The organism is Streptomyces zinciresistens K42 (assembly GCF_000225525.1).
GTDB classification, from domain to species: domain Bacteria; phylum Actinomycetota; class Actinomycetes; order Streptomycetales; family Streptomycetaceae; genus Streptomyces; species Streptomyces zinciresistens.
The window spans coordinates 1-14,670 of record NZ_AGBF01000071.1; the positions used below are offsets into that span (position 1 = coordinate 1).

14 protein-coding genes are annotated in these 14,670 nt (G+C 73.8%); 7 read left to right on the plus strand and 7 right to left on the minus strand.

Going from position 1 to position 14,670, the window contains the following annotated elements:
• Positions 1-874, minus strand: an 874-nt coding sequence (locus SZN_RS19730) for a pyridoxal-phosphate-dependent aminotransferase family protein (protein WP_007497777.1), incomplete at its 3' end; no start/stop codon positions are given.
• Positions 875-1,097: 223 nt separating this feature from the next.
• Here SZN_RS19730 and SZN_RS19735 point away from each other — a divergent pair.
• From SZN_RS19735 to SZN_RS19765, 7 genes are all read left to right on the plus strand, one after another.
• Positions 1,098-1,946 (plus strand): transporter substrate-binding domain-containing protein, encoded by an 849-nt coding sequence (locus SZN_RS19735; RefSeq protein WP_007497778.1) that lies wholly within the window; start codon positions 1,098-1,100, stop codon positions 1,944-1,946.
• Between the two features lie 5 nt (positions 1,947-1,951).
• Positions 1,952-2,794: an amino acid ABC transporter permease gene (locus tag SZN_RS19740; protein ID WP_043731873.1), complete on the plus strand. Its 843-nt coding sequence runs from the start codon at positions 1,952-1,954 to the stop codon at positions 2,792-2,794.
• Positions 2,791-3,582, plus strand: a complete 792-nt coding sequence (locus tag SZN_RS19745; RefSeq protein WP_007497782.1) for an amino acid ABC transporter ATP-binding protein — start codon at positions 2,791-2,793, stop codon at positions 3,580-3,582. Before SZN_RS19740 ends, SZN_RS19745 begins: the two co-directional genes overlap by 4 nt.
• A gap of 275 nt (positions 3,583-3,857) precedes the next feature.
• Positions 3,858-5,390 (plus strand): restriction endonuclease fold toxin-2 domain-containing protein, encoded by a 1,533-nt coding sequence (locus tag SZN_RS37930; protein ID WP_007497784.1) that lies wholly within the window; start codon positions 3,858-3,860, stop codon positions 5,388-5,390.
• Positions 5,391-5,430: 40 nt separating this feature from the next.
• Complete coding sequence (locus tag SZN_RS19755) at positions 5,431-5,874, plus strand: hypothetical protein (RefSeq protein ID WP_007497785.1); 444 nt, start codon at positions 5,431-5,433, stop codon at positions 5,872-5,874.
• Positions 5,875-5,993: 119 nt separating this feature from the next.
• Positions 5,994-7,085: an amidohydrolase family protein gene (locus SZN_RS19760; RefSeq protein ID WP_007497787.1), complete on the plus strand. Its 1,092-nt coding sequence runs from the start codon at positions 5,994-5,996 to the stop codon at positions 7,083-7,085.
• Positions 7,086-7,434: 349 nt separating this feature from the next.
• Positions 7,435-8,334, plus strand: a complete 900-nt coding sequence (locus tag SZN_RS19765) for an SCO1860 family LAETG-anchored protein (protein WP_007497789.1) — start codon at positions 7,435-7,437, stop codon at positions 8,332-8,334.
• A gap of 36 nt (positions 8,335-8,370) precedes the next feature.
• Here SZN_RS19765 and cobC read toward each other — a convergent pair whose 3' ends face one another.
• The 6 genes from cobC to cobM are packed head-to-tail and all read right to left on the minus strand — an operon-like array spanning position 8,371 to position 14,658.
• Positions 8,371-9,420, minus strand: coding sequence for an Rv2231c family histidinol phosphate aminotransferase CobC (cobC, locus tag SZN_RS19770; RefSeq protein ID WP_007497790.1), 1,050 nt, complete (start codon positions 9,418-9,420; stop codon positions 8,371-8,373).
• Positions 9,410-10,333, minus strand: coding sequence for a sirohydrochlorin chelatase (locus SZN_RS19775; RefSeq protein ID WP_007497792.1), 924 nt, complete (start codon positions 10,331-10,333; stop codon positions 9,410-9,412). Before SZN_RS19775 ends, cobC begins: the two co-directional genes overlap by 11 nt.
• On the minus strand, positions 10,330-10,920 hold the full coding sequence (locus SZN_RS19780; RefSeq protein ID WP_007497794.1) for a precorrin-8X methylmutase: 591 nt from the start codon (positions 10,918-10,920) through the stop codon (positions 10,330-10,332). The genes SZN_RS19775 and SZN_RS19780 overlap by 4 nt, the downstream gene beginning before the upstream one ends.
• Positions 10,917-12,608 carry a precorrin-3B C(17)-methyltransferase gene (gene cobJ / locus SZN_RS19785; protein WP_007497797.1) on the minus strand — a complete coding sequence of 564 codons (1,692 nt, stop codon included), beginning with the start codon at positions 12,606-12,608 and terminating at the stop codon, positions 10,917-10,919. The genes SZN_RS19780 and cobJ overlap by 4 nt, the downstream gene beginning before the upstream one ends.
• Positions 12,605-13,843, minus strand: coding sequence for a bifunctional cobalt-precorrin-7 (C(5))-methyltransferase/cobalt-precorrin-6B (C(15))-methyltransferase (locus tag SZN_RS19790; protein WP_007497799.1), 1,239 nt, complete (start codon positions 13,841-13,843; stop codon positions 12,605-12,607). Before SZN_RS19790 ends, cobJ begins: the two co-directional genes overlap by 4 nt.
• Positions 13,840-14,658 carry a precorrin-4 C(11)-methyltransferase gene (gene cobM, locus SZN_RS19795; RefSeq protein WP_007497801.1) on the minus strand — a complete coding sequence of 273 codons (819 nt, stop codon included), beginning with the start codon at positions 14,656-14,658 and terminating at the stop codon, positions 13,840-13,842. Before cobM ends, SZN_RS19790 begins: the two co-directional genes overlap by 4 nt.
• Between the last annotated feature and the right edge of the window lie 12 nt (positions 14,659-14,670).

Genomic DNA, 14,670 nt, shown 5'->3' on the forward strand with positions numbered 1-14,670 from the left:
CCGCCACGCCGGCCGGCACCCGCAGGGTCGTGGCGACCGGCGCGGCCTCGCGCACGTCGCGCACGTACGGCTCCAGGCCCCCGCCCAGTGCCGCGGCGCCCGCCCGGGTCGCCAGAGCGGCCGTGCGGTGCCGCGCCATCACCGTCTCGGCCCCGTCCGCCTCGATCCGCGCCAGGCAGGCTTCGAGCGCCAGCATCTCCAGCTGGGCCGGCGCGTGCGGCAGCACCGCGCGGCCGCCTTCGATCCAGCGCTCCTTCCAGTCCAGCAGCGACAGGTACGACCGCCGGGGCGCCCGCGGGTTCGCCGCCATCCGGGCCCATGCCCGCTCGCTCACCGACACCGCCGACACCCCGGCCGGGCCGCCCATCGCCTTCTGCGCCCCGATCACGCACAGGTCCACGCCCCACGCGTCCGTGAGCACCGGCTCGGCCCCGATCGACGCGACGGCGTCCAGGGAGAACAGCGCCCCGTGCTCGGCCGCGACCTCGCCGATCTCCGCGACGGGATTGGTGTTGCCGGTCGCCGCCTCCGCGTGCACCAGCGACACGAAGTCGATGCCGGGGTGCTCGGCGAACGCCCGCCGCACCCGCCGGGCGTCCACGGCCGTGTGGAAGGGCACCGCCAGATCGATCACGGTCGCCCCGCAGTCGCGCAGCCAGTCCCCGAAGGTCCGCCCGTACGGTCCGGTGATCACGTTCAGCGCCGTCGTACCGGGCCCGGCCGCCGCCCGGATCACCCCCTCCAGCGGCAGCAGCGCCTCACCCTGCATGATCACGACGTCCTGCGCGGTGCCGAGCAGCCGGGCCACCCGGTCCTCGATCGCGGCGAACCGGGCGGCGGTCAGCGGGGGCAGGTCCAGCAGGGGATGGGTCACGGCGGAACTCTCTTCGCTCTCGGCGCTCGGGCTCCGCGCTCCGGAGCCGACCCGAGGAGCGTAGTCGCGCGCCGGTCGGGGGACCCGGCACCCGGCAGATCGGGGCACTCACCTGCGTTCCCGACTTCTCAGGTCAAACAGGCTGTCGGCCATGGGTTTGATTTGAGGACCTCAAACTTCTCCTTATAATCGGAACCCACTGTTCCCTCACAGGAGGCTCTCCTTGAAGACGACCCTCGGGCGCCGGACCCGTGTTCTGGCCGCCACCACCGCGACGGCCGGGCTGGTCCTCGTGGCCGGCTGCACCTCCAGCGACGGCGGCGGCAGCGGCTCGAAGACCGCGGCCGGCGGTGTCGAACTCGTCAAGGCGGGCCGGCTCACCACCTGCACCCACCTGCCCTACCCGCCCTTCCAGTCGGAGATCGACGGCAAGGTGCAGGGCTTCGACGTCTCCCTGGTCGACCTGGTCGCCAAGAACCTCGGCGTGCAGCAGGCGATCGTCGACCAGCCCTTCGAGAACTTCAAGACCGGCGGCTCCCTCAACGCCGGCCAGTGCGACCTCGCCGCCGCCGGCATGACCATCACCGCGGAGCGCAAGAAGAACGTCGACTTCTCCGACCCGTACTTCGAGGCCACCCAGGCCGTGCTGGTCGACAAGAAGAGCGGCATCTCCTCCTTCGCCGCCCTCAAGGGCAAGAAGGTCGGCGCGCAGGCGCAGACCACCGGCGAGGACTACGCGAAGAGCAAGGGCCTCGACCCGGTGTCCTTCGACTCCTCCGACGCCGTCCTCAACGGCCTGCGCACCGGCCAGGTCCAGGCCGTCGTCATCGACTACCCGGTCGTGCGGGGCTGGCTGAAGGACAAGGCCAACGCGGCCGCCTTCCAGGTCGCCGAGCAGATCAACACCGGTGAGCAGTACGGCTTCACGGTGAAGAAGGGCAACACCAAGCTCCGCGAGGCGATCAACAAGGCGATCAGCGACGCCAAGTCGGACGGCACGTACAAGAAGCTGTACGAGAAGTGGATCGGCCCGTACGACCAGTCCGCCGCCTCCGCCTCGCCCGCCGCCTGACCCCCGTGTCCGACGCAACCGGCAACGGCACCGGGCTCGCACCCCGGCGCAAGGGCCTCACACGGCGCCAGAAGCGCAGCCTGTCCCGCGGCATCCAGTACGTCGTCTTCGTCGCGGCCGTGATCGCCTTCGCGGTCGCGGCCGACTGGGGCCGTCTGAAGAACCAGTTCGCCCAAGGGCCCATCGCCCGGGAGATGTTCCCGGACGTCATCACCCTGGCACTGAAGAACACCGTGCTCTACACGGTGTCCGGCTTCGCCGTCGGACTGGTGCTCGGCATGGTCGTCGCGCTGATGCGGCTGTCGTCGGTGGGGCCCTACCGCTGGCTCGCCGGCGTCTACATCGAGATCTTCCGCGGGCTGCCCGCCCTGCTGATCTTCATCTTCATCGGGGTGGCCGTCCCGCTGGCCTTCCCCGGCACGGAGATCATCGGCGGCACCTACGGCAAGGTCGCCCTCGCGCTCGGCCTCGTCGCCGCGGCGTACATGGCGGAGACGATCCGCGCCGGCATCCAGGCCGTGCCCAAGGGGCAGATGGAGGCGGCGCGTTCACTGGGCTTCTCGCCCGCCCGCGCCATGGTCTCGATCATCATCCCGCAGGCGTTCCGGATCATCCTGCCGCCGCTCACCAACGAACTGGTCCTGCTGTTCAAGGACTCCTCGCTGGTGCTCTTCCTCGGTGTCACGCTGCAGGAGCGCGAACTGTCCAAGTTCGGCCGCGACCTCGCCAGCCAGACCGCCAACTCCACGCCGATCCTGGTCGCGGGCCTCTGCTACCTGCTCATCACGATCCCGCTCGGCTTCGTCGTACGCCGTATGGAGGCGAAGGCCCAGGAGGCCGTGAAATGACCCGACCGGAGATCGAAGTCCGCGGCCTGCACAAGTCCTTCGGCGACAACGAGGTGCTGCGCGGCATCGACCTGGAGATCGGCCGCGGCGAGGTCGTCTGCGTGATCGGCCCGTCCGGCTCGGGCAAGTCCACGCTGCTGCGCTGCGTCAACCTCCTCGAAGAGCCCACCAAAGGCCAGGTGTTCGTCGGCGGCGCCGAACTCACCGACCCGGACGTCGACATCGACGCCGTACGCCGCCGTATCGGCATGGTCTTCCAGCAGTTCAACCTGTTCCCGCACCTCACGGTGGTGGAGAACCTCACGCTGCCCCAGCGCCGCGTCCTGCGGCGGGACAAGGCGACGGCGGCGAAGGTCGCCGCCGAGAACCTGGAGCGGGTGGGCCTCGCGGAGAAGGCGTCGGCCTACCCCGCCTCCCTCTCCGGCGGCCAGCAGCAGCGCGTCGCCATCGCCCGCGCCCTCGCCATGGGCCCCGCGGTGATGCTCTTCGACGAGCCCACCTCGGCGCTCGACCCCGAACTCGTCGGCGACGTCCTCGCCGTCATGCGCATGCTCGCCGACGAGGGCATGACGATGATGGTCGTCACCCATGAGATGACCTTCGCCCGCGAGGTCGCCGACCGGGTCGTCTTCATGGACGGCGGAGTGGTCGTCGAGGACGGCCGCCCCGAGGACGTCATCGGCAACCCCCGCAACGAACGCACCCGCCACTTCCTCTCCCGCCTCCTCGACCCGGCGATGGCCGAGGTCGAGGAGGAGAACCCGGCCCGACGGGGGGAGGGGGAGTAGCCGGTCACCGGTGGATCGCCACGGGGCGCGAGCCGACGGAGGGGTCGGTCCAGGACCGGGGCCCGGCCGCAGGGACGCCGCCCCCGCAGTCGCCGGTCCCCGTCCCCCTCGCCGTGAGCGCGACATCCCGGGGATCGGCTGCGTCCGCGTCCGCCGTGCCGCGTGGGAAGGCGCGTAGTGCGACAGTTGGCGCATCAGCGCCGGTCACTCCCTGATGCGCTTTCGCAACCGTGTACGGTTCCCGGGTGCGTGTCTTGCTCCGAGGGGGAGGGGCGTTGGATCTTCGGCATCAGACCTCGAACTTCGTCAACGCGTCCTGGTCGTTGGTGGATCTGCGTGACCTGATCTACGACATGCTGGGCCTGCTTTCTCTGCAACTCGGTGAGAACGGAGGGATGGCCGGTGATGGTGAGGCGGGCCGGGCCTTCGCCCTCGTGTACAGGGAAGCCGTGAAGACGGTCTACGACCAGTCGGGGTTCGCTCATCAAGTCATGGCCAACGGGGCGGGGGCTTTGCTCAAGTCGGCTGAGGCGTACCTGAAACAGGAGAGCCGGATTGCAGCCGACCTTCTGGGGCAGAGCCCTCAAGGGCCGGCGATCGGCGCGCAGCCGTCGGGCCCGGACTGCGCCCCGCGCGCGAGCCACAGTGCCGAGGATCTTCCCGAGGTCGTCGGGGAAACCAGTGGCGTCGACCGGTACCTGTTCAACGAGCGTTTTCTTGGGCAACCCGCCAAGTGCCGTGCTGTGGCGCAGATCTGGCGTTCCGCGGCCAAGATCCTTGAGGACGCGTACTGGGGCGCCGAGACAGCATGGAAGCGTGCGACCCTGGACGAGGTCGGCCAGACAGCCGATCGTGTGGAGGAGTTCTTCAGGAAGTTCGTCGGCAAGAACCCTCCGCCGAGTGAGGTCAGCGAGGATGAGACCCTCCTGGCGAATCTCCCGACCGCCTGCCGGATGATCGCCAACGCCTGCGACGCCTATGCCGGCCATATCGAGACTGCCAAGCAGCGGCTTCCGGTAGAGGAGACGTCCCCGGGCGACTTCCTCCTGCCCTGGCAGCAGCCCAGATTCGGTGGAGATGGTCGCGACGGGGGACTCGGTGAACTTGTCGCGGGAGACATGCGCATCGCCTCGCTGGGGAAGATCCCACCCGCCCTCGACAGTTCCAGAGGCCGGGTCAGGATGCCGCGGCCGGACAATGACAACATGCCGGGCCTGCCTCCGTTCCTGGCGCCCCTCATCCGAATCCCTGCCCTGATCCCGGTCGCCTACCGGCCGGCCGACGGGCCACGCGTTCAACCCATTCCTCCGGCCTCGCCACCCAACCCTCGCTTTCCTCAATTGACACCGAAGGAACGTGCGGGCTTCCAGACCTGGCTGAACTCCCTGCGTCAAGGAGATGTCTCCGGGGGCAGGCCGGCCGAAGTCGCCTATCAGAGGAGGGTGGCGGGCTACCCCGAGTACGAAGTGCGCATACCGCCCGGGTACAGCGTGCAGAGCACTTTGATGGTCGACGGGTTCCGGGAGAGCGACGGTATGGCCGTCGAAGCGAAGTACGTCAATAAGCCGGACCGGCGCTGCTACCGTTCCCTGGAGGAGCTCCGGGAGAATCACGCCACGGACAAGAAGGACTTTCTCTATCGCAGTGATCGTGACGAGCTCAAGAAGTATGCAGCCGCTCTCAATGATCCGCGCAACACGGAGATGCGCGGGGTTGAGACCGTCACGAACAATCAGGACTCCGTCCAGTACTGGCGCATCATGATGGCCGCTTACGGGGTCAAGGGCCAGGCACGCTACGTTCCGTGATCTGCTCCGCCACAGCCTCCTTCAGAAAGCACGCACCACGATGGAACCCGAAGAGATCGCAAAACTGCGTACCACGTACGTCTTCTCCCCGGCGGGGGGTGAGACCTGGGGGCTGACGTACGAGGGTCTCGTCGCCAAGCTCCGAGACAGGAGCCCCGAGGAGTACGTTCGCGTCGACGACGGTCTCGGGGGGCCGGTCACGGGCTCGTCGATGCACTTCGGGATCGCTCTGGGTGACGAGCGGCTGGACGGTATGGCGCTGATGTCCCCCGAGGGTCTGTCTGTGCGGGACTGCGCCGTCGGCTCCGCGGCCGTGTTCGCCCGTTGGCTCAGAGCGGAGGTCGTGCCGGAGGGCCTGGCCATCATGTTCAACACTTCGTGGGGGCTCGAAGACGGGCTCCCGGACGCGCTCGTCCCGGACGCCCCCCCTGCCCGGATCGCCAACGCGTTCGCGGAGCATCTCGTAGCGGCCGGTGACCTCTGAGCCGGGGACGGCGTCGTGGACGTGCGGGCGTGCTCGGGTGGCGGGGCCGCACCGCAGGGTGATGGGCCGACCAGGCCCTGCCTCGCCTGCGGTGCGACTTCTTCTCTAAGGTGCCCCGCATGAGCGAACGCGTGGTGCTGCACGTCAAGGGGCGGGTTCTTGCCGGGCCCGAGGACGTCCGGGACGGGCTGTGGGTCGTCGGCGGGCGGATCACCTACGACCGCCCCGCCGGCGCCCGCGACGTCCGCACCGTCGAGGGCTGGGCGCTGCCCGGTCTCGTGGACGCGCACTGCCATGTGGGCCTCGGCCCGCACGGCCCCGTCGACGACGCCACCGCCGAGCAGCAGGCCCTCGCCGACCGCGAGGTGGGCACCCTGCTGATCCGCGACGCGGGATCGCCCTCCGACACCCGCTGGGTCGACGACCGCGAGGACCTGCCGAGGATCATCCGGGCGGGCCGGCACATCGCCCGCACCCGCCGCTACATCCGCGGCTACGCCCACGAGATCGAACCCGGGGACCTGGTCGCGTACGTCGCCCGGGAGGCCCGGCGCGGTGACGGCTGGGTGAAGCTCGTCGGCGACTGGATCGACCGCGACCTCGGCGACCTCGCGCCGGCCTGGCCGCGCGAGGCGGTCGAGGCGGGCATCGCCGAGGCCCACCGGCTGGGCGCCCGGGTCACCGCGCACTGCTTCGCCGAGGACTCCCTGAGGGACCTCGTCGAGGCCGGTATCGACTGCGTCGAGCACGCCACCGGACTGACCGAGGACCTGATCCCGCTGTTCGCCTCCCGGGGCGTGGCCATCGTGCCGACCCTGGTCAACATCGCGACCTTCCCCGCCCTCGCCGACGGCGGCGCGGCCAAGTACCCGCGCTGGTCGGCCCATATGCGCCGGCTCCATGAACGCCGCTACGACACCGTGCGCTCCGCCCACGACGCCGGCATCCCGGTCTTCGTCGGCACCGACGCCGGCGGCACCCTCCCGCACGGCCTGGTGGCCGCCGAGGTCGCCGAGCTGGTCACCGCCGGCCTCCCGGCCACCGAGGCCCTCGCCGCGGCGAGCTGGGCGGCCCGCGCCTGGCTCGGGCGCCCCGGACTGGAGGAGGGCGCCCCGGCCGACCTGGTCGTCTACGGCTCCGACCCGCGCGAGGACGTCGGCGTCCTCGCCGCCCCCCGCCGGACCGTGCTGCGCGGACGGGTCGTCGGATAGGACCCCGCCGATCGGCCACCGCGGGGCTCCTGCGGCAGCCGCCGACGGCTCCCGCGGCGTCCGCGTTCGCCCCGTCGCGGACGGACGTCTGCACCGGGCCGGCCCCGCTCACACCGTGTGACGGTGCCGGTCCGGCGCTTCCGGCGGCTCCCCGCGTACGCCGACGCGCCCGCGCGCGCTCGCACGGGAGGGGGTACCGGGGCGACTTCGAGGAACATCCGTACCCGACAATTCGAAAAGATTCACGACAAAGTCACGTTGGAGTGAAGTGGCGCCGGAAGGCTGACGGTTCACTCTCGGTGCGCGAGTCTTGCCGGGTCCCGAGCATGTCTCCTCTGGGGGTCCCACCTTGAACGGCAAGAACTTCCGCCTGCCCGCACGCGCTCTGGCCGCCGCGGCGGCCACCGCCCTGGCCGCCGGTCCCGCGGTCCTCGGCGCGGCCGGCACCGCCCACGCCACCGGCGACGGCCGCGCGAGCGCCGCGGTCCTGCGCACCGGGCTCGACGTCTCCCTGCTCGACAAGACCGTGAACGTCCCGCTCGCGGTCGCCCTCAACGAGGTGCAGGCGCCCCGCAGCGCCGGGAAGACCGCGCTGACGGCCGAGTTGAACGGCGTCGACGGCGGCCGCCCCTTCAGCGTGCTGAAGGCCGAGGCCGCCACGTCGACGGCGACCGTCGCGGACGGCAGGGCCGAGGGCTTCAGCCGGCTCGCCCGCGCCGAGGTCCACCTCCCCGGTCTGCCCCTGCTGTCGCTGATCGAGGTCGGCCAGGTCACCTCCCGGGCGACCTGCGCGACGGGGAAGACCCCCACCGCCTCCTCCAACCTGCTGGGCGACGTCACCGTCCTCGGCAAGAAGGTCACCCTCACCGCGGGCGGCACGACCGAGGTCGCGGTGCCCGGTGTGGGCGAGGTGCGCCTCGACTACTCCACGACGCGGCAGACCTCCCGCACGGCCGCCGCCACCGCCCTGCGGCTCAAGGTCGCCGTCAACCCGCTGAACCTGAACGTGGCCCAGGTCGAGGGCACCCTCACCCTCGCGGAGGCGACCTGCGAGACCCCGCCCCCGCCCGCGTCCCGCAAGCCGCAGGCCCGGCCGGCGGGCGACGTGGAGCCGCAGGGCGGGTCCGCCGACCAGGGCCTCGCGGAGACCGGCGGCAACCCCGTGACCCCGTACATCGCGGGCGGCGCGCTCGTCCTGCTCCTCGCGGGCGGGGGAGCGGTCGCGGTCTCCCGCCGCGGCAGGAGCTGACCGGGGCCGGGGAGCGAGCGGCCCCCGCTCCCCGGCTCACGCCAGGGCCCGCTCCAGCGCCCTGAGGAACCCGTCGGCCGTGCCCCGGTCCCGTACGGCCAGCCGCAGCCACCGCTCGTCCAGGCCCGGGAAGGTGTCCCCGCGCCGTACCGCGTAGCCGAGGCCGCGCAGCCGCCGGCGCACCCGCGCCGCCCCCGGCAGCCGTACGAGGACGAACGGGCCCTCGGCCGGCCCGGCGACCCGCACCCCCGCGGACGCGAACTCCTCCAGCCCGGCCACGAGATGGGCCCGGTCCGCGGCGAGACCGCGCGCCGCGTCCGCGGCCTCCGCCAGGGCCCGCGGCGACACGCACGCCTCGGCCGCGGCGAGCGCGGGCGTGGACACCGGCCACAGCGGCTGGGCCCGCTCCAGCGCGGCGACCGTCCCGGGCGCGGCCAGGACGTAGCCGATGCGCAGCCCCGCCAGCCCCCAGGTCTTGGTCAGGCTGCGCAGCACCACCAGTCCCGGCACGTCCGTCCGCCCCGCCAGCGCCTCACGCTCGTCCGGCACCGCGTCCATGAACGCCTCGTCCACCACCAGCGTCCGCCCGGGGCGGGCCAGTCGGGTGATCGCGGCGGCCGGATGCAGCACCGACGTCGGGTTCGTGGGGTTGCCGATCACCACCAGGTCGGCGTCCTCGGGGACGGCCGCGGCGTCGAGCCGGAAGCCGTCCTCCTCCCGCAGCAGCACCCGCGCCACCTCGTGCCCGGCGTCCCGCAGGGCCGCCTCCGGCTCGGTGAACTGCGGATGCACCACGGCCGGCCGCCGCACCTCCAGGGCGCGGGCCAGCAGTACGAACGCCTCCGCCGCCCCCGCCGTCAGCAGCACCCGCTCCACCGGCAGCCCGTGCCGGGCGGCCACCGCGGCCCGCGCGGCCCGGCCGTCGGGATACGCCGCGAGCGAGTCCAGCGCGCTCGCGAGGCGCGCGCGCAGCCAGGCCGGAGGCGTGCCGGCGCGGACGTTCACGGCGAGGTCGACCAGCTCCGCGCCGCCGTCCCGGACCTCCGCGTCGCCGTGGTGGCGCAGATCGTGCGCGTCAGTGCGCATGGGAGTGGCTGCCGTGGTGGTGCCCGTGGTGGTGGTCCCCGTCGTCGTCGGGGTGGAAGTGCGGCTGCTGCGGCATGCCCACCTTGTCCTCGAAGCCGGGCAGTGCGATCCGGTACACGCACGTGTCGCAGTTCATCCGCAGATCGCCGCGCACCGCCTCCGCGTAGCGCTCCATCACCAGGTCGAGCAGCTCCGGCTCCGGCCCGATGACGCCGGCCGCGCGCACGTCGGCCTCCGGGTGCGCCGCCGCCCAGCCCTCCGTCTGCTGCCGCACCCGCTCCGGCAGGACGCCGGTGAACAGGAAGTAGGGCAGCACCACGATCCGGCGCGCCCCGAGCCGCAGGCAGCGGTCCAGGCCGCTCGGCACGTCGGGCGCCGCCAGCGACACGAACGCCGTCTCCACGCCCGCGTAGCCGCGCCCCTCCCACAGCAGCCGCGCCGCCTTGTGCACCTCGGCGTTGGCGTCCGGGTCGGTCGAGCCGCGGCCGACCAGCAGCACGGTGACGTCGGCCCGGTCGCCGGGCGCGCGTCCCGCCGGGCCGAGCGCCTCGTCCAGCCGCCGCTCCAGCACGTCCAGCAGCGCCGGGTGCGGTCCGAGGGGACGGCCGTAGGTGTACGAGATGCCCGCGTGCCGCTCCTTCTCGCGGGCCAGCGCCGCCGGGATGTCGCCCTTGGCGTGCCCGGCGGACACCAGCATCAGCGGGACCGCGGCGAACCGCCTGACGCCCCGCTCGACGAGTTCGGCGACGGCCTCGCCCAGCGGCGGCGGGGACAGCTCGATGAAGCCGCCCGCGACGGGCAGTTCGGGGTGGCGGCGGCCCAGCGCGCGCACGAAGTCCCGGAACGCCTCGGCCCCGGCGTCGTCCCGGGTGCCGTGGCCGGCGATGAGCAGGGCGGGCGGCGGCGTGGTCACGATGTCTCCTCGGAACGCGGAACGGGGTGGTACAGCAGGGCGTTGAGCGCGGCGGAGGCCACGGCCGAGCCGCCCTTCTCGGACACGTTGCTCACGGCGGGCAGCCCGCTCGCGCGCAGCGCGGCCTTGGACTCGACCGCGCCGACGAAGCCGACCGGCAGGCCGATCACCAGCGCGGGGGCGGCGTCCAGGGTCAGCAGCTCCTCCAGCGCGGTCGGCGCGTTGCCGATCACCCAGAGGGCGCCGGGGCCCACCTGCTCGTACGCGAGCCGCACGGCGTGCGCCGAACGCGTCAGCCCCGCGGCGGCCACGGCGTCGCGCAGCCGGCACACGGTCGGGTGCCGGGTGATGCCGGCGGCGACCATCTCGACGTCCGCGACGACGGGCGCCCCGGAGTGCAGCGCCGTGTGCGCCCGCGCCAACTCGCCCTCGTCCAGGACGAGATCGTCCGCGTAGCCGAGGTCGGCCGCGGAGTGCACGACCCGCTCCACGACGGCCCGGCTCAGCGGCGGCAGGTGCGTGGTGTCCAGGCGGGCGCGCATCCGCCGGTAGGACTCCTCCTCGATGGGGTGGACGACGCGGTTCACCGGGCCCCCTCCTGCCAGCGGTAGCCGCGCGGCGTCACCATGCGGCCCGCGATGTCACGGGTCGCGGTGTTGCCCACCGTCACGACGGTCATCATGTCGACCGTCGCCGGGTCCAGCGCCTCCAGGGTGGTGAGCCGGACCGACTCGTCCGGGCGTGAGACGTTGCGCACGACACCGACCGGCGTCGCGGGCGCGCGGTGCCCGGCCAGGACCGCGAGGGCCCCCGGCAGCTGCCAGTCCCGGCCGCGCGAGCGCGGGTTGTAGAAGGTGACCACCAGGTCCGCCTCGGCCGCCGCCCGCACCCGCCGTTCGATGACCTCCCACGGTGTGTGCAGGTCGGACAGGCTGATGGACACGTGGTCGTGCCCGAGGGGGGCGCCGAGGACGGCCGCCGCCGCCAGGGCCGCGGTCACCCCGGGGACACCGATCACGTCGATGTCGTCGGACGCCTCCGCGAGCGCCGGGGAGGCCATCGCGTACACGCCCGCGTCGCCGCTGCCGATCAGGGCGACGGCCCGGCCCCCGCGGGCCTCCTCGACCGCGGTGCGCGCCCGCTCCTCCTCGGCGCCGAGCCCCGATTCCAGGACCCGGGTGCCGGGGCGCAGCAGGTCGCGGATCTGGTCCACGTACTGGTCGAGGCCGACCAGCACCGAGGCCCGCCGCAGCTCCGCCTTGGCGCGGGGCGTCAGCAGGTCGCGCGCGCCGGGACCGAGCCCGACCACCGCGAGCCGGCCGCGCCCCGGCCGCCGTACGACGGCGCAGGTCGCCATGGCCGGCCGGCCGTCCGCGCGCCGCGACTTCCGCTTGGGGACGAGGAGTTCACCGCCGCCCGCCAGCGCGGCGGCCTCGGCCACCGAGGGCGTGCCGACGGCGGCGAGGGGCGCGTCGGAGGGGTTGGGGACCGCGACGGCGGCCAGCGCCGGGGCGGGGTGGGTGACCAGCGGGACGCCGAGCCGGGCCGCCGCCCCGACGAGCCCCGGCTCGGCCGACTTGGCGTCCACGGTGGCCAGTTCGGCGACGGACGCCGCGCTCAGGCCCGCCTCGGCGAGGGCGTCGCCGACCAGCGCGAGCACCTCGTCCACCGGGACGCCGGCCGAGGCGCCCACGCCCACCACCAGGGTCGGCGGGCGCAGCACGGCCTCGTGCCGGGCCGGTTCGGTGAGCCGGTCCGTCACCCGGAGCGTGTACGCCCCCTCGGGGCCCGTCCGCAGCGGCGGCAGCGGCCAGTTCACCTCGGCCCGCAGCGCCACCGGCTCGCCGTCGAGCAACGCGCGCGACACTCCGGCGACATCGCCCTCCACGGGCAGGCCGAGCGTGTCGAGACCGGGGATGCCGACGGCGTCCGTGGCCGTGGTCACCACGGGTTCGGCGCCCAGCAACTCACCGATCTCGCGGGCCAGTTCGTTGGCGCCGCCGCCGTGCCCGCCGACCAGCGGCACGGCGAACCGGCCGGCCTCGTCGACGCACACCACCCCGGGGTCGGCCGCCTTGTCGCCGAGCAGCGGGGCGACGAGCCGGACGACGGCACCCGCGGCCAGGAAGCACACCAGCTGCTCGCACTCCGCGAACGCCCGCCGCACACCGTCCCCCACGGGCCCGTCGTAGACCCGCACCCGGTCCGGCCACGCCGCGGCCAGCCGGTCGCGTGCCGCCGCCCCCGCCGCGGTGGCGGAAATGAGGCCGATCACTGGACAACTCCCTTACGTTCCAGGGGCTTTCTGACGCCCCACAGCAGGAATACCGGATTGGCCGCCGCGAGCCGGGAGACATCGCCGGGCAGCGGGGCGAGCCGCGAGGACTGCAACAGCACCCCGTCGCAGTCGAGTCCGGCGGCGGTCAGCGCGTCCCGCGCGGCCGGCACCCGGTCCATTGCCGCCACGGCGACGACGACCGTCCGCCGGGCGCGCCGCGCGCACGCGGTGACGACGGCGGGCAGCTCCCGGCCGCCGCCCCCGACGAACACGGCGTCCGGGTCGTCGAGGTCCGCCAGGACGTCCGGCGCCACCCCGTGCACGGTGTGCACGTCGACGCCGTGCGCGGCGGCGTTGGCGCGGATCCGCCCGATGCCGTCCGGTGTCTTCTCGACCGCCGTGACGGCGGCGCCGAGCCGCGCGCACTCCACGGCCACCGAGCCGGACCCCGCCCCCACGTCCCACACGAGATCGCCGAGCCGGGGCCCGAGCCGGGCCAGCGCCAGCGCCCGCACCTCGAACTTGGTGATCATCGAGTCGCGGTGCGTGAACGCGCTCTCCTGGAGCGCCCACCCGGCGGGCCCCACGGCCGGACCCGCGACCGTGCGCACCGGCCCGCGCGCCCGCGCCCCGTCCAGGCACAGCACCACGTTCACCGAAGGCCCCCAGTCCCGGCCGGCCGCCTGCGCGGGCGTCACCCGCTCCACGCGCTCGTCCGCGGAGCCCAGCGCGGAGGCGACGAGCAGCACCCGTGTCCCGCTCCCGCGCGCCAGCGCCGCGCCGAGCTCGGCGGGACCGGCCCCCGGGCCGGTCAGCACCGCCACCTTCGGATGCGCCCGGCAGACGTTGACCGCGGTCCGCAGCGCACGCCCGTGCGCGCTGACGACGACCGCGTCGTCCCACGTCAGCCCGGCGCGGGCGAACGCCGACGCCACCGAGGACACCCCCGGCAGCACCCGCAGCCGCTCGGGGCCGAACCGCTCGGCCAGCACCCGCACGATCCCGAAGAACCCCGGGTCCCCGGAGGCCAGCACGACCACCCGCCGGTCCTCGTCCACATACCGGGCGACGGTGTCCAGGGCCGGGCCCAGCGCGCCGAGCGCGACCCGCTCCACGCCGTCGGCCCCGGGTACGGCGTCCAGGTGCCGCCGTCCGCCCACGAGCAGTTCCGCCCCCGCGAGGACGTCCTCGGGCGGCGGCGCCCCCGTCCCCGTACCGACGACCGTGATCACGTCGAGGCCCCGTGCGCGCGCAGTGCTCTGCGCGCCTCGGGGTCGGCCTTGCGGTACCCGTGGAAGTGGCCGGGGTGGTAGAGGTGCGAGCGGGTGCCCGTGGCCGCCAGGGCCGGGCCGACCAGGAACAGGGTGTGCTTCCAGAGCCGGTGCTCCTTCACGGTCTCCTCCAGCGTCCCGATCGTGCAGCGCACCACCAGCTCCTCCGGCCAGGTCGCCTGGTGGGCGACCACCACCGGGGTGGAGGTCGGGTAGCCGCCCTCCAGCAGCTCGCGCACCAGCTGACCGCTGCGGGCCGCCGAGAGGAAGATCGCCATCGTGGTGCCGTGCCGGGCGAACTCCCGCACCTCCTCGCCGGGCGGCATCGGCGTCTTGCCGCCGCCGAGCCGGGTGAGCACGACGGACTGCGCGACCTCCGGGATCGTCAGCTCGCGCCCCGCCAGCGCCGCGACCGCCGAGAACGCGGACACCCCGGGCACGATCTCGGTGGCGACGCCCAGCTCGGCGCACCGGTCGAGCTGCTCCTGCGTACCGCCCCACAGCGCGGGGTCGCCGGAGTGCACGCGCGCCACCTTCAGGCCCCGGGCGCGGGCCCGCTCGTAGACGGCGACGACGTCCTCCAGGGACATGCCCGCCGAGTCGAGTATCTCGGCGTCCGCGCGGGCGTGTTCGAGGACCTCGGCCTGGACCAGGCTGGCCGCCCAGATCACGACGTCGGCCTCGGCGATGGCGCGCGCGGCGCGGAACGTCAGCAGATCGGCGGCGCCGGGGCCGGCACCGACGAAGGTCACCTTGCCGGCGGGGGTCTCGGCCATGGGGGTGGGGTC